Here is a 21,786-nt window from a genome sequence, read left to right on the forward strand (position 1 = left end):
GAATTCGGGGCAAAACTACTCGCACCCTCTTTCTCAGGCAAACAGTCAAATCCCCAATTCAGGAATCTCAAATACTCAATTCAGGAATTAAACACTCCTATAAGCACCTGTAAAACACCACTATTCAAACAAATGTCCTTATATCCCAAGTATCGGATTTACATTTTCATTCTTTTGTATTTTTTAGGAATTTATTTACATTTATTGCGTGAAAAATATGCGCCATTTCCTTAAAAATAATTTCCCAAATCCACAATGACTCTAAAAAAACACCTACTGTTAATTATACTAATGTATAATTACGCTGCCTCTCAAAACATCAATCGTTCATTACCAGACAGCCTAAAGTCCAAAAGCTTTGAATACTTTAATCAAAAAATTATCACATCTAAAAATGATTCTGTCAAAAGAAAACTGTACTCAAATTGGTGGCTTTTAAAAGCCAAAACAGAAAAAGATTTCAGTCAGATGGCGATGGCCTACAAAGCCTTAATCCATAATGGTCTAAAAAAAGAAAGAATCATATATGCGGACAGTATGATATATGCAGCTAAACGCAGGGCATCTTTAGAACTAATTGGTGCAGCTTATATGACAAAAGGGATTGTGCACTACGACCGTAAAGAACACAAAAATGCACTGGACAATTACCTCTTGGCAGACAAATACATCTCTCAAACAGATGACAGTTACAATGCATACAAAATAAAATATGGGATTGCACATTCAAAATATTATCTCGGTTATTATAACGAGGCTATAACCTTGTTCAAACAATGCCTGGAGTATTTCAAATACGAAAATGACAGGGCATACCTCAACACACTACATTCATTGGGCTTGTGCTACAACAAAACAGGCAAATACAAGCTGTCATCAAGCATTAACGCATTAGGAATCAAAACGGGTCTCGAATTGGGAAATAACGAAATGGTTCCATACTTTGAACATTCCGAAGGGATAAATAAATATTTCCTGCATAAGTATCCGGAAGCAATCAATAAACTTCAGGGTTCTTTACCTGTTATTCGCGGCAATAAGGATTTTGCCAATGAAACCTTGGCCTATTTATACATTGGCAAATCATATTGGTCACTAAACAAAAAGGAAAAAGCAATAGGCTATTTTAAAAAAGTAGATGCTGCCTTTCAAAAACACAATTACACCAGTCCCGATATAAAGGAAGCTTATGAAATACTTTTTGGCTACTATGCACAAAAAAAGGACCTGACTTCTCAGTTATACTACATCAACAAATTATTAAAAGTAGACAGCACCCTGCTTCAAAACTTTAAACACTTATCAATTAAAATACATAAGGAATACGACACTAAAAAACTGCTTCAGGCCAAAACGGATATCGAACAAGCAATGCGCTTCAATAAAGCAGTTAGCATCACGGTAATCATTGCAATGACACTGATTATTATAGTCCTGATAAAAAGGCATTATCGGAACAAACGCTTATTCAAAGAATTAATGAACCGTACGCCGGAAACTGTCAATCCTCCTGTCAAAAACCACAATAATAAAGAACCAGATTTAGACATTAACCCCGAAGTGGTCAGCACAATCTTAAAAAGCCTCGAAAAATTCGAGCTTAATAAAAAATACATCGAAAAGGACATAAGCTTAATAAAAATGGCAACAGTATTAAACACCAATACAAAATACCTGTCTAAAATTATAGCCCATCATAGGGGCAAAAAATTCATCGAATACATCAACGATCTAAAAACAGATTACGTTGTCGAATTACTAAAAAACGAAAACAAATACCGCAATTACACCAATAAGGCGTTAGGCGAAGAGGCAGGTTTTGGCTCAACACAAAACTTTACCCGTTCTTTCAACAACCGTACGGGTATTTCACCTACCTACTTCATACAGCAACTCAAAAAAACCTGTAACGAAAACACAATCAACAATGTTTCATGAAATAGGTTTTTTCTTCACAACTTGTGATGCGATACCATTTGCAACCAACAATTTCGTGCCATAATTTTTCAAAACATAAATTTATGGTCGAACAAATAAATTACACAAAACAGCTAAACGATTTTTTCAAAAAAGCAGAACAGGACAAAGCACTAAACCCAACCCACATCAGTCTGTATGTAGCTTTATTCCAATCATGGATTGATAACAGGTTCAAAAACCCAATCAGTATTTCACGCGATGAAATCATGAGCAGCAGTAAAATAAAGGCAAAAGCAACCTATCACAAATGCCTCAAAACACTACATACATTAGGCTATATTAAATACGAGCCCTCATACAATCCTTTCAGGGGTAGTAATGTCCATTTATGTAATCTGTCAAAAGATTTTACATAAAAGCCCTCCATAAAAAAAGCCCAATCGAATTGATTGGGCTTTAACATCCTTCAGATAAAAGGATTAATCAAAAACGGTTTACTCCTTTTTAGGTTGCGTAATCGTTTTCAACAAAATGGAAACCACAAAACTCACTAGAGCTCCTATAACTGCCAAAAACACAGTCCGTAAAACATCTTCAGATGTTATTATAGGAATAATGCTCAATAGCGTACCGCTTGCAGTGCCAACATGCAATCCATTATTAGATTCCATTCCTTATTGTATTTACGTTTTCTTTACGCAGTCGCTTCACGATATCAAATTCACGCTTCGCATCATCATCAACCGTAACTTGGCTAACTGCCGATAGCACACCTCCAGCCAAAGTAACATAACCTGCAACAGTAACAACAACTGCCGGTAAAGCAACGGGAGCGGCAACGATAGTACCTCCAACAGCCAGTAAAGACAATCCAATGGTTCTTAAAACCTTAAAAAACTTAGGGGTGGGCGCTTTTGCCCTTTCTAGTATAGTCATAAACTTTTTATTAGAAAATTAAAATTACACTCCGTTTACTCCCACTAATGCTAAAGGATTGAATGCCCCGTTGTTCAATGAATACATCTGTCCGTTCACCTGTTGAAAAAACTCAATTCCTAATGCAAGGAACAAAGGATGGGTACTGTTAGGGGTTACAGTATTCACATGGTTAATGGCCAGTGTAGCTACTGAATTCCAGGGCAAAACGGTTGTTTCTGAGTTTGCAGCTATAAAAGTTTCATTCTCAAAGTCAATCTCCGCTCCAGCTGAAATGATCTTAAAATGTGTTGTCCCACTAGGCGCAGCAACCATTTGAGCAGGAATAAAAGGAGCTAGGTCAACCTTAATAGCTCCCGCCACTCTATCAAGAGTAGGCACATAAGGAGCAAACAAACTTGTCCCTAGTTTTCCTCTAATGTTAAACTCAAAACCGGCTAACAGTTCTGCTTCCCCATCAATAACGTTTCGCAACCCGCGTGGGCTGGTCACATCTGCATGGATAACTTTCATCATCTGCTGGGTCAGTCGGCTCACCATTTTACTGTCAGCCGAATTCATAAGCAACCCTCTAAAAGCCATCCGTAAAACTTTACCGGATTTACCAGCTCTTCCAAATTCAGAACCGTTTTCACGTGTACGCTGGAAAGCAGGGTCGTTTGCAATTCGCTTCCCGTCAATACCGCCTTTTTCCCTAACTAAGTATCCGTCCTCAGATTTGTAAAAGGTAATATCCCCGATAGTACCTTTAATTTTTATTATGCCTTTCTGTCTTGCCATAATTTTTAAATGTTTTTTTAATTAAAATTTCGCTTCTCATCTCGAACAATCGTTGCAACTAAATCCCGAATGATTAAAGCAAAGGTTGCAGTAACGAAACCACATTTCAAAAGCACTGCATTCATAACCGGTTATAATCAACTATAATCGGCTATTTTCATCTACTACATTTTTATTAGAATTGAACTATTTTGCACCTGTTTTTAACAAAGGCAAAGCCATGGCAAAAGCATGGATAATGTACTAAAAGGGTAAGAAAGTGATAACAGGCAACGGAAGAGTCTGCATATATCCAAAAGATGTACAACGCATAATGGGTAAAACCTATACACAGGCAAGGCTGTATTTAGTAAAAATCAAAAAGTCCCTGAAAAAGGAGGAGCATCAGTTGGTGTCCATTCAGGAGTTTTGCAAATACACAGGGCTGCCTTTCGAAGAAGTAATGTGTTCCATCGTAGGATAAAACAAAAAGGCCAATCAGGCAGCTACTTTTCCGGAATTTTTAGGAACCAGTTCACGAAATAGTACAACAACCCAAAAAAGGTAAAATTAATGGTACACCTCCATAATTTAATTCAAAACAACCTGCATCAATTTTGCTTTGCGTCGTCCAATCTGCAATGTGCAGTGGAACGGCATAATAAAACCCCTAAAGCATGCAACAACTTTAGGGGATTGCGTTTAGTGAGTACTATGCGGTTGTGAATACCTTTCTATTTAATTTCAGACACTATGGCCGTAAAAGGCTTTTTACTGATGTTAGTGGTTTTATGGGTTACGGCGGGTGAATAGCCGGCCTGGCCTGCTTTCATTTCAAGAATAGCATCGTCTTTACCTTTTACTTCTACCTTCATTTTCACATCGGTTACGGCATAAACCGAATAGCGGGCGTGAGAGTGCCAATCTGCAACGGCTCCGGGAGCAAAGGTCACTTCCGAAATGTTGATTTTATCGTTATCGAGCAACACTTTTTTAGTTACTCCAGGCCATGGTTCGCTCTTTTCCTGAGCATTTACGCTTTGCACGCCTACGAATGCCGTAAGCACCAGTGCAAACACCATCATCAAAATTGATTTTTTCATCTTCTTCTAATTTTAATTTCGCCTACTCTGTTTGGTTTTCGGCTTTCCCTCATTTATATCCAGTTGAAGTATTTGAAATGTTTTATACTATCCAAAGGCATAGGATACCCTTTAAAGTCAGCTAAGTTTTGGGAAGAGGGAGGCAACTTAAGGAAAATCACTGTTAAATTTCCTTTTGTAAAAGCAACTTTAAAGGTACGAAAAAAACGTCATAAGTAATTGAAAACAAAATCTTTAAAATAAAAAAGGGGAGGAATATGGCAACTTCATTTCGATTACTCGCGAAATGCTTTAGTCAGATTCTTATATGTTATGTGATATTCAGAAAATTATGCACTAAAATTGCATCTGTTACCATATTTTGGTAACTTGCTTAAAATTTTTAACGTCATGGGAAAAAACACATCAATATCGTTAGGAAACCATTTTGAAAGTTTTATTGAAAGCAGCATTAGTAATGGTAGGTTTAACAATGCAAGTGAAGTGGTTCGCGCAGGCTTACGGCTTCTTGAAGATGAAGAAAATAAAATTATTGCTTTAAAAAAAGCTCTACAAGAGGGAATGGACAGTGGAATAGCAGAAGATTTTGACGCTAAAAAGTTTTTGGAAACCTTAAAGGCAAGGAAAAAATAAATGGCCAAATATCATTTTACCAATAAAGCGCTAGATGATTTAACAGCTATTTGGGATTATACCGTTGAAGAATGGTCACAAAATCAAGCTGAAAAATATTACAATTTAATAATGGCTTCGTGTACGGATTTAGCAAACAATCCTGAATTCGGAAAATCCTACGAAATCATTGCATCAAATGTACTGGGCTATAAATGTGGGGAACACATTATTTTCTATAAAGAAATTTCAAAGCATGAAATTGAAATTATAAGAATTCTGCACGGAATGATGGATCTGAAAAACAAAATATAGAACCTCAACTTATTAAATCGGTACGGGCATTTTAGATCTGGCTGTACATCGCCACGATCTTATCCACGATCACCTGCGCCAGTTTCACCTTACTTTCCACGGTCCAGCCTGCTATATGAGGGCTTAGCAGTACATTATCCTGTTGCAGCAAGTACTCGAACGCTTCGGGTTTTTCCCCTTCAAACAGAGTTTCAAAGGAAAGTTCTTCGTATTCCAGTACGTCCAGTCCGGCGCCCAGGATTTTTCCGGTTCGCAGGGCTTCGTTTAAATCGGCGGTCACTACGCTTTTCCCTCTTGCGGTATTGAGCAGCCAGAACGGCTTGGCAAACGCACCTATAAAATCCGCATCCACCATTTTATTGGTCAAAGGCGTCCAGGGGGTGTGCAAGCTTACCACATCGGCTTTTTCCTGCAATTCCTGTAAACTCACCTGACGCGCGTTTTCATCCCCTACCTCCGGCAAAATATCATAACACAACACTTCAACGTCAAAACCTCTCAGTTTTTTAGCAAAGGATTTGCCCATATTGCCATACCCGATGATCCCTACCGTTTTCCCGTCCAGTTCGTGCCCGCGGTTTTTCTCCCGGTTCCAGTGCCCGTCGCGTATCTCCCGGTCGGCTCTGTTCAGGTTGTTGAAAAGCGACAACAGCATCCCCAGGGCCTGTTCCCCCACCGCATTACGGTTACCTTCCGGCGAAGCGATAAGGGTTATCCCTTTGCTTTCGGCATACGCACAGTCGATGCTTTCCAGCCCTGCCCCTACGCGTGCGATAAATTGCAGGTTCGTGGCTTTGTCGAGAAAGGTTTTGTCGATGTTGAAACGGCTGCGGATCACCACGCCATGGTACTCATGGATAATCGCCTCAATTTCTTCCTTGGTGGAAACGAAATCTTCGAAATTCTGAAACCCGGCGGCTTCCAACTGTTCCATCAAAAGCGGATGGTTGCTGTTGATGTGAAGGATTTTTGTCTGGTCCGGCTTTTGTAAAGCGTTTTGCGTAGTAGTCATACCGTTTGGAAATAGACTATAAAAGTACGATTTTTCACGACATCTGCTTTATCATTTTGCAAGGCCGTACGCTTTGTGTACCTTTATGGAGCCTTTACCCATCCGGATGACCAAAAAAACACAACTGAACGAACTCGTTCGCCTGTTTCTGAAACTGGGCTTCATCGCTTTCGGCGGCCCGGCGGCCCATATTGCCATGATGCGTGATGAGGTGGTGCGCAAACGCCAATGGATGTCCGATGCGCATTTTATGGATTTAGTAGGGGCTACAAACCTCATCCCTGGCCCGAACAGCACGGAATTGGCCATTCATTTGGGAAAAGAAAAAGGCAGTTGGAAAGGGCTTTTGGTAGCCGGTCTGTGTTTTATCCTTCCGGCGGTTTTCATCACCTTGGGCTTCGCCATTTTGTATAAAAACTACGGGCAGTTACCCGAAATACAGCCCTTCGTCTATGGCATCAAACCTGCCACTATTGCCATTATCCTTTCCGCAATCTATCCGCTGGCAAAGACCTCGCTGAAATCAACTTTTCTGGTGGTTTTGGGACTGATGGCGTTAGCGGCGGCTTTCCTCGGCGTCAACGAAATCCTTGTGCTTTTCGGCTGTGGCGGTTTAGCGTTATTGGTGAAGTATTTTCAAAGCAATAAACAACAACTCAATAGTGTTTTGCCATTAAGCTTGATGACCGTCAGCAACACCAAACTGTTCTTTATTTTCCTGAAGATTGGTGCGATTTTATACGGCAGCGGTTATGTGCTGTTTGCTTTTTTAGAGGCCGAACTGGTTCAGAAAGGCCTCTTGCCCCGCCAGACTTTAATAGATGCCATAGCCGTAGGCCAATTCACGCCCGGCCCGGTTTTTTCTTCCGTAACCTTTATCGGCTATCAGCTGAACGGGGGCTTAGGCGCTTTGGTGGCGACTATCGGGATTTTTCTGCCTTCTTTTGTTTTTGTGGCACTGCTGAATCCATTGGTAAAAAAGATGCGGGGTTCCGAACTGGCCGCTGCGTTTTTAGATGCCGTGAATGTGGCTTCCGTCGCACTGATTGTAGTGGTTTGTGTTACCATGAGCAGGGAATCCGTCACCGATTGGAGAACCATACTGATAGCCGTTTTAAGCTTGGCCGTCACTTTCGGCTTTAAAAAAATCAACAGCGTTTGGGTGGTTTTGGGTGGCTCCGTACTCGGTTATCTGCTCAGCCTGCAGTAATCCGGCTAAAAAATCTCGATTAATTACACTACTTTTGAGTTTTCGGAGTTAGTATCATATGCTGAAAAAGGTCCTTTTTTTACTTGCCATGTGTTTGGGTACAGGCCTTTGGGCTCAGGACAACCCGCAGCTGTACCATACCCGGAAAATAACGGCCAACGATACCATTGTGGCCATAGACAGCGTAAGCATCAACCGCGAGTTTTTCAAACTGACCGACAAATCCGGCACCGAAATCGACACGTCTTTTTACAAAGTCGATTACCAAAAGGGCACCCTTACCTTCAAAAACAATTTTCAGGCTGCGGATACCCTAACCGTTTACTACCTGAAACTCCCGCAGTACTTAACCAAAAAATACAGCATTTACGACCCGAGCCGTGTAGTGAGCAATGAAGCCGGGCGCAATCTCTTTCAGGTGTCCCGCGAACCGGTGAGCACTTTCAAACCGTTTGACGGCCTCTCGACCTCAGGAAGCATTACCCGTGGTGTAACGGTGGGCAACAACCAGAACACGGTGGTCAACTCCAACCTTGATTTACAGATTACCGGTAAAATATCCGATAAAGTCAGCCTTCGTGCTTCCTTACAAGACAGCAACATTCCCTTACAGGAAGGCGGCTATTCGCAAAAACTGGATGAATTTGACCAGATTTTCGTGGAACTCTTCTCGGACAAATGGAGCATCCGCGCCGGGGATTTGTTCCTGGAAAACCGGCAGTCGCGCTTTCTCAATTTCAACAAAAAAGTACAGGGGCTCTCCACCCATTTTACCTTCGGGAAACCGGAAAACAAAACCGATGTCTTTGCCGCAGGCGCCGTAGTCCGTGGCCAATACGCCCGAAGCACCTTTGTGGGGCAGGAAGGCAACCAGGGGCCCTACAAACTAAAAGGCCCCAACGGCGAACTGTTCGTACTGGTCATCTCCGGTTCCGAGCGCGTGTATGTGAACGGCATCCTTTTGGAACGCGGGGAAAACAACGACTACATTATCGATTACAATGCCGGGGAAATCCGTTTTACGTCCCTGTTCCCGATTACTTCCGAAATGCGCATCAACGTAGAATACCAGTATTCCGACCGCAACTATACGCGCTTTGTAGGGTATGGCGGGGTAACGCATCAGCAGGAAACCTGGAGCATCGGCGGTTTTATCTATTCCGAAAACGATGTCAAAAACCAGCCCTTACAACAAAACCTCTCCCCGGAACAGGCACAGGTCCTGGCACAGGCCGGAGATGACCCAACCCTGATGACCGCACCCTCGGCTTATGAAGACAGTTATTCTGACAATAAGATCCTCTACAAAAAAGTCCTTATCGGCGGGGTGGAAGTCTTCGAATATTCCAACAATCCGGACAATACGCTCTATAACGTGAAGTTCCTGCTGGTAGGCAACAATCAGGGGAATTACGTACTGGCCAGCACACAGGCCATCGGCAGGATTTATGAATACGTGGCCCCGGTTTCCGGCATACCGCAGGGGAATTACGAACCGATTACCCGACTCATCCCGCCTACCAAAATCCAGATTGCCACCGTATTGGGGCGCTATAACCCAAGTATCAAAACCGATGTGGATTTCGAAATCGGCCTGAGCAACAACGACCTCAACCTGTTTTCTTCCCTGGACGATAACAACAACAAAGGCATCGCCACAAAAATCAATGCCAAACAACGCCTGTTCACCGGAAAATGGAACATCGACGGCTTTGTCAACCATCAGCTCATCAAAAAAGAATTTAGAACCATCGAACGCTTGTTCACCATCGAATTCAACCGCGACTGGAACCTGAGCAATCCGTTGGGCGACCAGAGTTTACTGGTTACGGGTGTGCGTTTCGAATTGCCGAACAAAGGAATTGCCAAATACCAACTCGAAAAGCTTGATTTCTCGGAGAGTTTCTCGGGCACACGCCACGTGCTGGAAGGTGCTTTCAAAGTGAGAAACTGGACGTTTGCCAACCAATCCAGTGCCCTGAAAAGCGACGGGGACTATGCCGAATCGCGTTTCATCCGAAGCCAGAGCCGTGCCAAATACCATTTCAGCAAAAACTGGGTAGGCGGCAGTTTCCGCATGGAAAACAACGAAGAAAAACTGAAAGCGACCAACGAATTTTCGGCCTTGAGCCAGCGTTACAGGGAATTCGGAGCTTTTGTAGGCCGTGGCGACAGCACCAAAGTTTATGCCGAGTTGGGCTACCTGAACCGCGTAAACGACAGTTTGCAAAACGGCATCCTCCGTAAAGTAAACACCTCGCATTCCTATTACTTAAAATCAAAACTGATCCAGACCGAAAAAAGCGATTTGTCCCTGTTCGTCAATTACCGCAACCTGATTTTCGAGGACAAAACCCGACCGGACGAGCCTTCTTTAAATTCCCGTTTGCTGTACAACGACCGTTTTTTCAACCAGCTTGTACAGACTACTACAGCTTTTGAAACCTCATCGGGAACCATTGCCCAACAGGAATTCACCTATCTCGAAGTCGAACCGGGCCGCGGGATCTACATGTGGAACGACTACAACGGCAATGGCATCCAGGAATTGCAGGAATTCGAAATCGCTCAGTTCCCGGATCAGGCCAAATATGTACGGGTGTTTCTGCCCAACCAGATTTTTGTCAAAACCCACCAAAACAAGTTCTCACAATCCATTATCCTGAATGCTTTACAATGGCAGAACGAGAAAGGCTTTAAGAAACTCCTGTCCCATTTTTACAACCAAACGTCCGTAATCATGGACCGCAAGATCTTACGACAAGGCGATAATTTCGACTTAAACCCTTTTTCCGGCAGCGATACCGATATGCTAGGCCTAAATTCGACCTTCCGCAACAACCTGTTCTACAACCGCGGGAAACAGACGCATTCCGTTACCTATACGTTCCTTACGGCGCACAACAAAAACCTGCTTTCTACCGGAAGTATAGAAAACACAAGCCGTTCCCATCAGTTGCAGTATCAGCATTTGCTCAAAAAAAGCTGGTTGTTCGACCTAAACGGAAAGACGCTTTTTTCGGAAACTACTACCGAGAATTACGCCAGCCGGAATTACAGGATCGAAGGCTTTATGGCCGGGCAGAAAATCTCCTACCTGTTCTCCAAAAACGCAAGTTGGGATGTGTTTTATGAATACCAGAACAAGGAAAACCGCCTTGGTGCTTTGGAAACCTTACAGCAACAGCGCCTGGGGACTTCCTTTACCTATTCGGGGCAGAAACAGTTTACCATGAACGGGGAATTCTCCTTTTACCAAAATACTTTTGACGGCAACACCTTGTCCCCGGTGGCGTTTCAGATGCTGGAAGGACTTCAGCCTGGGCAAAACCTTACCTGGCGCCTGCTGGTACAGAAGAACATTACGCAATACCTGGACATCAACGTAACCTATCAGGGACGCAAAAGCGAAACCAGCAACACCATCCATAACGGGAGTGTACAGTTGCGGGCTTATTTTTAAGGGCATGTTTTTTGAAAGGTTTTTTTCATAACTTTAATACTTGAAAACCAATAATTTAAGAAAATGAAGAAAATCTTTTTATTAGCAGTTGCCTTAATGCTATCGACAAGCATTTTCGCGCAGGAAACCGAAGTTAAGAAAACAGCGGTACGCAAGACCAAAACCCAAGCCGAGAAAAAGGTGGCCGAAACAGCGGTAAAAAAAGAAACAGCGACTAAAGAAACCAAAGCTAAAGCAGCAGAAAGCGCAACAAAAGCCAAAAAAGAAACGAAGGCTAAAGCGGCGGAAAGTACGGCAAAAGCAAAGAAAGAAACCAAGAGCGCTTCCACTAAAGTAAAAGAAACTTCGGCTTCCGTTAAAGAAGAGGCCAAATCAGGAACCGGAAAAGCAAAAGCTGTGGTAAACAAAGCAAACGCTAAAGTGAAAGAGGAAGGCAAAAGCACTACCAAAAAAGTGGTTGAAAAATCCAGCAACGAAAAAGCGCCGAGAGTACCCGACAAAGTAACCGGGACTTATAACGGGAAAAAAGTATACACCGGGCCCCGCGGCGGAAAATACTACATCAATTCCAACGGAAACAAAACCTATATTCAGGACTAAGCGCCGCAGAAATTTTAAAAAAGGCTTTACATTGTTGTACAGCCTTTTTTTATGTTAATAATATTCTTATATTTATATAACGCACAACCCTCGTAAACAAAGTGTTATGGGCATTAGATCAAATACTTCCATAATGTTGTACTTGCTGCTGGCACTCATGTCGGTTGTGATCCTTAGCACCGGAATCTACGGTATCAGTGAACTGAAGTTGCTCAACCACATCGCGGAAACCATGTATGCAGACCCTGTCCGGGTTTCCGAAGAAAAAATAAAGGCCTCTCAGGAAACCTACCGGGAAGCCAAAAGAAACTCCTACCTGCTGCTTACTGTTTCGCTAACCTTTTCGGTTTTACTGGCAGCTTACATCATTAGAAATGTCAGGCAGCTGATCAAAAGTCTGAAACAGACCAACAATCTGGTGCAACAGAGCGAAGGCAAATTCCAGGAACTGATGAAATATGCCGGAGACGCCATCTTTATGACCGATGCCGCCTACAGCATTATTGAAATGAACGACAGCGCCTGCAAGCTGGTTGCGTATTCAAGAGAAGAGCTTCAAAAGAAGAAGATATTCGAGCTGATGACCCCGGAGGACCAGAGCACCTTTGCCTCACGGGTTAAGATCATCGACACCGAAGGTGGTTCGCTGCATGAAAGGATACTGATAAAAAAGGACGGCAGTTTCGTGGCAACCGAAGTAAACGTGCGTCCGGTCGAAGGGATGGGCTATATTGCCATCATTCGGGACATTACCGAGCGCAAGGAGGCCGAAAACAAGATCCGGGAAAATGAAGAGCGCTACCGGTCCATCATCTCCGTATCCAACACCGGCGGATGGGAATACCATACCGACACCGGATTTGTCTGGTGCAGCCCCGAGTACTTTCTGATGCTCGGCCGCCAACAATCCGATTATGATATGTCGGGTGTGGGCAACCTGAAAGAAGCCTGGCTCGACCTGCTGCATCCGCAAGACCGGGAACGATCGGTCAATCATTTTACCGACTACTTAAAAAAAGGCTCCCAAGGGATGTACGAAAGCTATTTCCGCATGCTGCACGCCAACGGAAGCTGGGTATGGATCTGGTCGCGAGGCCAAACCTTACGCGACGCCCAGGGGAATCCGACCAACCTCACAGTAGGAACGCATATCGATATCACGGCGAGCCGCAAAGCCACGGAAATGTTCAAATACCAGTTTGAGAATTCCCCCGACACCATCCTGATCATCAACCGTGATTTCACCATCGAAACCATCAACCGGTCTACCGGTAGCGGCTACAAGGTCGAGGAGCTGATCGGTAAGAATGCCGTAGCGATTTTACCGGAAGAAAGCCGGGAGCCCTCCACAAAAGCCATTTTACAGTGCTTCGAAACAGGCCTCCCCAACGAAATTGAAAATGCCCTTACCGGCAACCGCTGGGTCCGTTCCCGCTTTGTCCCGATAACCATCGACGGGACCGTTACGCGCATCATGATCATTGCCACCGATCTTACCCAGATCCGGCTTTCACAGGAAAAGGTGAAACAGAGTGAAGAAAAGTTCCGGATGTCTTTCATGACCAGCCGCGATGCCTTTTACATCGGTTCCTTACAGGAAGGCCTTATCATCGACATGAACGAGAGTTTTTGCGAAATCTTCGGGTACACAAGGGAAGAAGCGCTCGACAAAACAGCCTTCGAGCTCAATCTGTATGCCTTCCCGGAAGAACGCACCCGTATCGTCGAGGAACTCAAAGCAAAAGGGTATCTGAAAGATTACGAATTAACCTGCCGCAAAAAAAATGGCGAACTGATCCTGGTTTCCATATCTGCCAACACTTTGGAGATGAACAACCAGCAACTGATTTTGGCGGTAATCCGGGACATCACCGAACGCAAACGAATTGAGAAAGAGTTGGTGGAAAGCGACCTTCGTTTCCGTGAGGTACTTGAGAATTCGATATCGGCCTCCTATAAACGCAACCTGGAAACCAATACGTATGAGTATCTGAGCCCGGTTTTTAAGAAAATTGCCGGCTATACCCAGGAAGAATTAAACACCATGCCGCTGGAGGAAGTGATTGAGCTGATGCATCCGGAAGACATCCAAGGCGTCAGAGACGGTATCGTCAAGGCCATAAACGAACTGGATGGACTGGAAAATTCGCTGGAATACCGCTTCAAACGCAAAAAAAACGGCGAATACCTTTGGCTCAAAGATGAATTTGTGGTGATGCAGGACGATCAGGGACAGCCCGTTTCACTCATTGGCAGCGTAAGTGATATCACCCAGCGCAAGGAATCTGAATTACAGTTCAAAAACCTGGTGGAAAAATCACTGGTTGGGGTTTACATTATCCAAAATTCGAAGTTTGCTTATGTCAATCCGAAGTTTGCACACGACCTCGGCTATACGCAGCAAGAATTACTGAACCTCGAGGATTACCGTCAGATTCTGGACGAGGGTTATGTGCCCGATGCCCTTGTGCAATGGCGGGAAAAAGCCGCTGAGGACATTATCGATGATTTTCATATCGAACTGAAATACAAAAGAAAAGACGGAAACATCATTTGGGCCGATATCTATTGCGGCGAAACCATCTACCAAGGCACGAAAGCCCTTTTAGGCTCGTTCCAGAACATTACCGAGCGCAAACGGATGGAATCCGAACGGCAAAAAATGCTCGATGAGATGCTGCAGCGAAACAGGGATCTGGAGCAATTCGCCTATATCGTTTCCCATAACCTCCGTGCCCCGGTGGCGAACATCATCGGCATCAGCGATTATATGCAAAACACGGAAGTGGAAGCAGAAGAACAGGAAGAGATGAACAGCGGGCTCCGGAAATCAGTGCAGCGTCTGGATGACGTGATCAAAGACCTGAACAACATCCTGCAGATGAAACGCGAAATAAGCGAGAAGAAAGAAACCGTGGTCTTTTCGGATTTGCTGGACAACATACGCTCGAGTATCATAAACCTGATCGAAAAAGAAGAGGTCACTTTCCGTTCAGACTTTACCGCTGTTGATGAAATAATGACGCTCAAAAGTTATCTTCACAGTATTTTTTACAACCTGATTTCCAACAGTATCAAATACAGGCGCCCTGAGGCTACCCCAGTCATTGAAATAAAGAGTGCCGTACAGGAAAATAAAATTGAAATTCTCTTTAAGGACAACGGTCTTGGGATCGACTTGGAAAAAAGAGGGGATCAGGTATTCGGGTTGTACAAACGGTTCCATACCCACGCAGAAGGAAAAGGAATGGGGCTGTATATGGTAAAAACACAGGTGGAAACCCTTGGTGGGACGATCGCCATCAAAAGTAAAATAAACGAAGGGACGGAATTCAAAATTGAATTTGAAATCGAAAAGAACAGCAATTAAACGCAACAGCTATGATCCAGGACTATAAACATTTTATTGTTATCGATGATGATCCGATCAATAATCTTTTATGCTCAAAAAACATCAAAAAAAGTGTTGAGGATGCCAATGTGATTACGTTCACCGAAGGGCAAACAGGGCTTAACTATATCATAGCCAATTTTAGCGAGCCCAATACCGGAAACACCATCCTTTTTCTGGACATCAACATGCCTACCATGACCGGCTGGGAGTTTATGGAAGAATTCGAAAAGGTCGGAAGCGCCATAAAAGATCAGGTTTTTATTTACATCCTTTCTTCCTCGATTAGCCAGGTCGACCGGCAAAAGGCAATAGGTCACCCCGACATTGTCGATTATCTCGAAAAGCCATTGTTACTGGACATTTTAAGAAACCTTCGTTAGTTTTTTCAAAAACAAAAAAGGCTTCACATTACTGCAAAGCCTTTTGGTTACTGGTGGAGAAGATGGGGCTCGAACCCACGACCTCTTGACTGCCAGTCAAGCACTCTAGCCAACTGAGCTACATCCCCGTGTTTTAACCTTGGCAAATATAGTATTATTTACCAAATCCCAGCAAAAATTTAACGCATTCCTAACGGCATCCTCTTATGTTTTGATAGTCAGGCAGTTCAAGAATACATTATTCGGATGCCAAACGTTAAAATTATACCTAAAAAACAAAAGCTTATCCCATTATTTTAAGCACTCTGCTTTTTTTCAACTATTTTTGCAACTGCTTAAACCTAACTAACTTAATGATGAAATTTTTAACCGCTTTCTTACTGTTTATCACCACCTGTGTTTCAGCACAGTTAAGCAGTAAACACTGGATTCCTCCCTTGCATGCCAGGGACGCTTCCCAGATAGAGGATTATTATGTGTACCTCTCCACTCCGGAAACAACCCCGATACAGGTTACCATAACCTACGGGGACGGGACACCTATCACCGGTTCACCTTTTACTATTTCACAATCCAGTCCGACTTCCATCAATATTGGTTTCGGACAACCTTCGGAAATGTTTTTGAATGTGTCGGATGTGAATTCAGTCGAAAGCAACAAAGGGTTGATTCTGAGTTCCACCAGAGATTTTTATGCCAGTTTCAGGATGCGGGCCCAAAACCATTCGGAGACCTTGATTTCAAAAGGAATCCCTGGAATCGGGACCGCCTTTCGTTTGGCGTGTTCCATTAATGAGACCGGCGACCCGCGAAAAAACTTCGTATCAAGTGTAATGGCCACTCAAGACAATACAACCATTACCTTGTCCGGTTATGATCCGGGTGTGGTCTTCGAATCCGGCTCGGGGCAGATTTTAGACGACAGTCAGACGTTTACGCTGAATGCAGGGGAATCAATCGTTTTTTCAGGCTACAGCAACAACCCGGCGAACATTTACGGTATCATCGGTGCTTTGCTGACAGCCACAAAACCTGTCGCGGTAAACACCGGAAATGCACTTGGCGGAATCGAAGTGAACAACGCGGATTTCTGTCTGGACCAGATCGTATCGGCTTCCCAAATAGGCAAAGAATACATTTTCATTGAAGGAAACGGCTTGCCGCAAATGGAAAAACCTTTAATCGTGGCACATGAAAACAACACTGAAGTGTATATCAACGGCAGTCCCACTCCCGAGGCCACGTTAAATGCCGGCGAATATCTTCTTATAGACAATTCTTTTTACCAGGGCGTAAACAACCGCAACCTTTACGTAAGGACGACAAAAGCTGTTTTTGCGTATCAGTTGATTGGGGGAGGTTCGGACACGGCTACTTCCGGATTGAATTTTATTCCGCCGTTGAGCTGCTTCTTTCAGAATTCGGTTACGGTTCCTTATGTGGACCAGATCGGTGGAACCACTTACAATACAGACCTGATGGTGCTAACCTATGCCTCGGCTACCCTATCGATCAACGGTGTCCCGGTAAATACCAGTCTGGCGCAAAGCGTTCAGGGGAATACCGAATGGGTTACCTACAGGGTTCCGAACATCAGCAACAATATCAATGTAACCTCTACCGGCCCTTTAGCCGTGGGAATCTTTGGTTTTTCAGGTAGTGCCTCCGGATATGCGGGCTATTATTCCGGTTTTGGAAGTACGCCTCAGGACACCAACGTTGCCGTGTGTACCAACCAGACAAAAAACCTATTTGAAGCCATTATCGGGAACCCCGGAACTGGCGGAACCTGGACACCTCCTGCGGGTGGCGCTCCCATAGTAAACAATATTTTCGACCCCGCGGTCAACCTACCGGGGGAATACACCTATACCTTTACCAAAGACTGTAATGCTTCTTTGGCGACCTTCAGTGTAAAAGTGATTGTTACCATTCAACCGGGCTTGAGTGCAGGAACGAGTACGACAAAAGCAAGCTGTCTGAACGATGCGCAATTCGATTTGTTTGCCCTTTTAGGCACTGCCGATGCCGGTGGAACCTGGACTCCGGCTTTAGCCAGCGGTACCAACATGTTCAATCCGGCAGTAGATACCTCCAACACCTACACCTATACCATTCCCGGGAATGACGTTTGTGAAAGTGTCTCCGCAACGGTTGAGGTAACCGTAAACCCTTTGCCGGCTGTTGTTCAGATTGCTGATTTAGAAATATGTGACGATAATCTGGACGGAAACGACAGCAACGGTATGGCGGACTTTACCTTAACAACAAAAACCACGGAAATCCTTAACGGACAAACAGACGTAACGGTAACGTATCACGTGCTGGAGAGCGAAGCCATCTCAGGCATTAACGGGATTACTACCCTTTATTCCGGCAACCGCACGATTTATGTTCGCCTTGAGAATACCACAACCCATTGTTTCAACACTACTTCTTTTAATTTGGTCGTGAATCCGAAACCGGTTGTAGCCAATGGTATTACCCTGAAACAATGCGACTTGGATCAGGATGCTTTTACCAATTTCAACCTGCACGAAGCAGATGAGTTGATCAACAACGGAAGCGATCTGACTTTCAGTTATTTCACCACACAGAACAATGCCGAAAACAACCTTTCGCCCATTACCAACGATACAGCATATCCATCGGGTAACGGCGTGATTTGGGTAAGGGTAACTGATAACATTACTGGCTGTTACCGAACAGGGCAATTTAACCTGTTAGTATCGGCAACACAGGTACCGGCTACTTTTACAACGCTTTTACTGGAGGCTTGTGACGAAGAAATCAGCACGGCGGGGACCGTTACAGAAGCGGCCAACAATGGCTACGATTTTTTCGATCTGGAAGCTACCCGAAATACGTTCCTGACCTTATTTACCAACCCTACTAACCTTACTGTGACCTACTATGTATCTCAGGCAGATGCAGAAGCGGAAACCGACCCGATCGACACCTCTGTTCCCTTTAGAAATACAATGGCAACTTTCCAACGTATTTATGTTAGGATTGACAGTAACACCAACAACGATTGTGTCGGCATGGGCAACTACATCAATCTAAAGGTTAATCCTTTACCAAACATCAACTTAGGAAACGATTTCATACTGTGTCTGAATCCTCAAACCGGTTTGGGCTCGCACTATATCAACGCAACGCCGACCAATCCGGGCACTTACACGTATACCTGGACACCCACAAACCCTGATGTGAACACCAGCGGTAATGAACTGGCGCAATTCGAAGTGGTTCAACCGGGTGTGTATTCGGTAACCGTAACGAATACCGTTACTACTTGTAGCAATACCGATTCGATAACTGTTACCGGCTCTTCAGAACCAATCTCGGTTACCGTGAACCTTACAACACCTCTTTTCTATGACGGATTAGCTGCCATCGAAGCAGTGGCTGTGGGCGGCTACGGACAATACGAGTTCAGCATCGACGGCATCAACTGGCAATCCAGCGGTATCTTTACAGGTCTTTCCCATGGAAGCTACATCGTACAGGTAAGGGATGTGAACGGTTGTGGCGCGATTATTTCTTCGGAAGAATTCCACACGGTGAGCTATCCTAATTTCTTTACCCCTAATGGTGACGGCATCAATGATACCTGGAGAATTGCCAACCTTCCGGCTTCCTATGAAGCTAAGGTTTTTGTTTTCGACCGTTACGGAAAACTCCTCAAACAGATCGATCCGGACGGAACCGGTTGGGACGGGACCTTCAACGGCAATCAGCTTCCGGCGACCGATTATTGGTTCAAAGTGGAGTACATCGAAAACAACGGCTCAAAAGAATTTAAAAGTCATTTCTCCATCAAAAGATAATTAAGACATGAATCCGAAACAGGGAACTTTACATACACAAATCGAAAACAAAATTGCCAGCGTAACCTTTGGCCATCCAGCGAGTAATTCGTTTCCGAGTGAGCAGTTACAGCGTTTGACGGACGAGTTAAATCAACTTAGTAAAAACAGCGATGTTTCGATAATCGTTTTGAGAAGTGAAGGAACGGGTGCTTTTTGTGCCGGTGCTTCCTTTGACGAACTCTTAGCGGTTTCCAACTTGGAACAAGGAGCTAAATTCTTTTCCGGTTTTGCCAATGTGATCAACGCGATGCGCAACTGTTCCAAACTGATCGTCGGCCGTATCCACGGAAAAGCAGTGGGTGGCGGTGTAGGATTGGCAGCAGCCTGCGATTATGCGTTGGCTACCAAAGAAAGCGCTGTGAAACTATCGGAATTGGCCATCGGGATTGGTCCTTTTGTGATCGAACCGGCTGTTTCAAGAAAAATCGGCAAAGGTGCTTTAGCAGAAATGACTTTAGCGGCACACGAATGGAAAAATGCACAATGGGCCAAAGAAAAAGGCCTGTTCGCCAACGTATTCGATACCCTTGAAGAATTAGATACTGAGTTGAACAGCTTCACTTCAAAGTTGGCTTCTTATAATCCGGAAGCGTTAAGCGACATGAAAAAAGTACTTTGGGAAGGCACCGAAAACTGGGACAAGCTCTTGTATGAACGCGCCGCCATCTCCGGTCGTTTGGTCTTATCGGATTTTACGGTTAACGCCTTAAACCAGTTCAAGAAAAAATAAACTTCACCATCCGGATTGCCAAAACAATCCGGATTTTTTTATCTCGTTTTTAGCCAGCCTGTGATACTCAATCGCGGTTGCTTTACGGGTTTTACTTCGTGTTCCAGCACCTGGCTTTCAAAAATGACCATACGTCCGGGATTCGGAAGGATATGCTTTTCGGTTTCTGTACCTGATTCGTTAAGATAAATCGTCAGTTCGCCACCGTAATCGGCTTTCCAGTCTTCTTCGTTCAGGTAACAAACCATCGATAATTTTCGGCGGCTGTCGTTCTGAAAGGTGTCCAGATGGCGCTTATAAAAAGTCCCTTCCGGATACAAAGCATAATGGAACTCCTTATCCTGAATCCCTAAAAAACAGGTTCGGTTGAGGTACTGCACAAAATCGTTGATCCGGTCGAAAAAGAGTTTTTCCGCGGCATCGGTTTGCGCTTCGTCCATCCACAAGATAAAATCACCACGCACAGCATCCACAATCTGCTCATTGGCCTGATTCCCAATGGCCGACTTCTTAAAATTGTTTTCCTCGAATTTCCGCAACAGGTTCTTACGCAAAACCGCCACTTCTTCCAAAGAAAAAAAATCATCCGCTACCGAATATTTCCGGTTCATCAGGTCCTCAATAATCGCTTCGTAACGGGGGTTGATTTCAAAATCACTCATAGCACAAAAATATCGTCAAAGATACAAAAGTTGTTCCTCGATTTAATTTAGTAAATTTGTCCTCTAATTTGAAAACGATGAGCAACATCCGAATCACCAAACAGTTTACTTTTGAAACCGGCCACGCCTTATACGGTTATGACGGGAAATGCAAGAATGTGCACGGGCACAGCTACAAACTATCCGTGACGGTTATCGGACAGCCTATTACCGATACCGCAAATGTAAAATTCGGGATGGTGATCGATTTTACGGATTTGAAGAAAATCGTCAAAGAAGAAATTGTGGATGTTTTCGATCATGCCACCGTTTTCAACCAAAACACACCGCACATCGAATTGGCCGCCGAACTGAAAAACCGCGGGCATCATGTGATTTTAGTCGATTACCAGCCTACGAGTGAAAATATGGTTATTGATTTTGCCGACAAAATCAAGAAGCGTTTGCCGGAAAACATTAAACTTCACTCGTTAAAGCTTCAGGAGACCGAAACTTCCTTTGCAGAGTGGCATCAGTCGGACAACTTGTAAAAAGCGCTTAAAACTCGAAAAAACATCCAAATAAAGCACATACCACAAACCTTCAGGAACAACTGAGGGTTTTTTTATGCCAATATTTTTTTAGGAGCAAGAACAATCGTTTTTCAGCACGCCTTCGGTTCCTGCTGTCCGCTGTATCTTTTTTCGGTGGCTTCGAGAGCCTCAGCCACCGAAAAAAGGATGCCACTCCCATCAGGGCTATCCTCACGAACCGTTTTTCAGAAGCCGTTTTGATTTAAAGCAAAAAAGCATCTCGTTACAGATAACGAGATGCTT

The 21,786-nt window shown here is 44.1% G+C and carries 18 protein-coding genes and 1 tRNA gene; 13 read left to right on the forward strand and 6 right to left on the reverse strand.

Translation table 11 applies throughout. The features are described from left to right. Positions 1 to 291 precede the first annotated feature (291 nt). Positions 292 to 1,938, forward strand: a complete 1,647-nt coding sequence (locus ACWPKD_RS14650; protein WP_455413440.1) for a helix-turn-helix domain-containing protein — start codon at positions 292 to 294, stop codon at positions 1,936 to 1,938. 83 nt (positions 1,939 to 2,021) lie between these two features. Beyond that, a complete protein-coding gene (locus tag ACWPKD_RS14655) occupies positions 2,022 to 2,336 on the forward strand; it encodes a hypothetical protein (RefSeq protein ID WP_455413441.1) in 315 nt (104 codons plus the stop codon). Between the two features lie 244 nt (positions 2,337 to 2,580). Here the strand turns inward: ACWPKD_RS14655 and ACWPKD_RS14660 are convergent, their stop codons facing one another. Then, a complete protein-coding gene (locus ACWPKD_RS14660) occupies positions 2,581 to 2,856 on the reverse strand; it encodes a hypothetical protein (protein WP_455413442.1) in 276 nt (91 codons plus the stop codon). Between the two features lie 24 nt (positions 2,857 to 2,880). Continuing rightward, a complete protein-coding gene (locus tag ACWPKD_RS14665; RefSeq protein WP_455413443.1) occupies positions 2,881 to 3,636 on the reverse strand; it encodes a hypothetical protein in 756 nt (251 codons plus the stop codon). Positions 3,637 to 3,895: 259 nt separating this feature from the next. Here ACWPKD_RS14665 and ACWPKD_RS14670 point away from each other — a divergent pair, with 259 nt between their 5' ends. Next, positions 3,896 to 4,099 (forward strand): hypothetical protein, encoded by a 204-nt coding sequence (locus tag ACWPKD_RS14670; RefSeq protein ID WP_455413444.1) that lies wholly within the window; start codon positions 3,896 to 3,898, stop codon positions 4,097 to 4,099. A 250-nt stretch (positions 4,100 to 4,349) separates the two neighbouring features. Here ACWPKD_RS14670 and ACWPKD_RS14675 read toward each other — a convergent pair whose 3' ends face one another. Next, positions 4,350 to 4,718, reverse strand: coding sequence for a cupin domain-containing protein (locus tag ACWPKD_RS14675; RefSeq protein ID WP_455413445.1), 369 nt, complete (start codon positions 4,716 to 4,718; stop codon positions 4,350 to 4,352). 390 nt (positions 4,719 to 5,108) lie between these two features. On the opposite strand from ACWPKD_RS14675, the gene ACWPKD_RS14680 reads away from it, so the two are divergent. Together ACWPKD_RS14680 and ACWPKD_RS14685 are read left to right on the forward strand one after the other, a co-directional pair. Continuing rightward, positions 5,109 to 5,351 carry a type II toxin-antitoxin system ParD family antitoxin gene (locus ACWPKD_RS14680; protein WP_455413446.1) on the forward strand — a complete coding sequence of 81 codons (243 nt, stop codon included), beginning with the start codon at positions 5,109 to 5,111 and terminating at the stop codon, positions 5,349 to 5,351. Then, positions 5,352 to 5,645: a type II toxin-antitoxin system RelE/ParE family toxin gene (locus tag ACWPKD_RS14685; protein WP_455413447.1), complete on the forward strand. Its 294-nt coding sequence runs from the start codon at positions 5,352 to 5,354 to the stop codon at positions 5,643 to 5,645. Between the two features lie 31 nt (positions 5,646 to 5,676). Here ACWPKD_RS14685 and ACWPKD_RS14690 read toward each other — a convergent pair whose 3' ends face one another. Beyond that, positions 5,677 to 6,657 (reverse strand): 2-hydroxyacid dehydrogenase, encoded by a 981-nt coding sequence (locus ACWPKD_RS14690; RefSeq protein WP_455413448.1) that lies wholly within the window; start codon positions 6,655 to 6,657, stop codon positions 5,677 to 5,679. A gap of 106 nt (positions 6,658 to 6,763) precedes the next feature. Between ACWPKD_RS14690 and chrA the strand changes: the two genes are divergently transcribed. From chrA to ACWPKD_RS14715, 5 genes are all read left to right on the forward strand, one after another. Then, positions 6,764 to 7,867: a chromate efflux transporter gene (gene chrA / locus ACWPKD_RS14695; RefSeq protein WP_455413459.1), complete on the forward strand. Its 1,104-nt coding sequence runs from the start codon at positions 6,764 to 6,766 to the stop codon at positions 7,865 to 7,867. A gap of 58 nt (positions 7,868 to 7,925) precedes the next feature. Next, positions 7,926 to 11,330, forward strand: coding sequence for a hypothetical protein (locus ACWPKD_RS14700; RefSeq protein WP_455413449.1), 3,405 nt, complete (start codon positions 7,926 to 7,928; stop codon positions 11,328 to 11,330). A 63-nt stretch (positions 11,331 to 11,393) separates the two neighbouring features. Continuing rightward, entirely contained in the window at positions 11,394 to 11,930 is a 537-nt protein-coding gene (locus tag ACWPKD_RS14705) for a hypothetical protein (protein ID WP_455413450.1), read from the forward strand. 106 nt (positions 11,931 to 12,036) lie between these two features. Beyond that, a complete protein-coding gene (locus ACWPKD_RS14710) occupies positions 12,037 to 15,300 on the forward strand; it encodes a PAS domain S-box protein (RefSeq protein WP_455413451.1) in 3,264 nt (1,087 codons plus the stop codon). Positions 15,301 to 15,311: 11 nt separating this feature from the next. Next, positions 15,312 to 15,704 carry a response regulator gene (locus ACWPKD_RS14715; protein WP_455413452.1) on the forward strand — a complete coding sequence of 131 codons (393 nt, stop codon included), beginning with the start codon at positions 15,312 to 15,314 and terminating at the stop codon, positions 15,702 to 15,704. Positions 15,705 to 15,755: 51 nt separating this feature from the next. Here the strand turns inward: ACWPKD_RS14715 and ACWPKD_RS14720 are convergent. Then, positions 15,756 to 15,832, reverse strand: a tRNA-Ala gene (locus ACWPKD_RS14720). Between the two features lie 225 nt (positions 15,833 to 16,057). On the opposite strand from ACWPKD_RS14720, the gene ACWPKD_RS14725 reads away from it, so the two are divergent. Both ACWPKD_RS14725 and ACWPKD_RS14730 read left to right on the forward strand, forming a co-directional pair. Beyond that, entirely contained in the window at positions 16,058 to 19,537 is a 3,480-nt protein-coding gene (locus ACWPKD_RS14725; RefSeq protein ID WP_455413453.1) for a T9SS type B sorting domain-containing protein, read from the forward strand. Positions 19,538 to 19,544: 7 nt separating this feature from the next. After that, positions 19,545 to 20,309: an enoyl-CoA hydratase/isomerase family protein gene (locus ACWPKD_RS14730; RefSeq protein ID WP_455413454.1), complete on the forward strand. Its 765-nt coding sequence runs from the start codon at positions 19,545 to 19,547 to the stop codon at positions 20,307 to 20,309. A 38-nt stretch (positions 20,310 to 20,347) separates the two neighbouring features. On the opposite strand, the gene ACWPKD_RS14735 is transcribed toward ACWPKD_RS14730, so the two are convergent. Beyond that, entirely contained in the window at positions 20,348 to 20,971 is a 624-nt protein-coding gene (locus tag ACWPKD_RS14735; protein ID WP_455413455.1) for a 2OG-Fe(II) oxygenase, read from the reverse strand. A gap of 77 nt (positions 20,972 to 21,048) precedes the next feature. Here ACWPKD_RS14735 and ACWPKD_RS14740 point away from each other — a divergent pair, with 77 nt between their 5' ends. Continuing rightward, entirely contained in the window at positions 21,049 to 21,501 is a 453-nt protein-coding gene (locus tag ACWPKD_RS14740; RefSeq protein WP_455413456.1) for a 6-pyruvoyl trahydropterin synthase family protein, read from the forward strand. Positions 21,502 to 21,786: the final 285 nt, after the last annotated feature.

The organism is Flavobacterium pedocola, assembly GCF_053764385.1.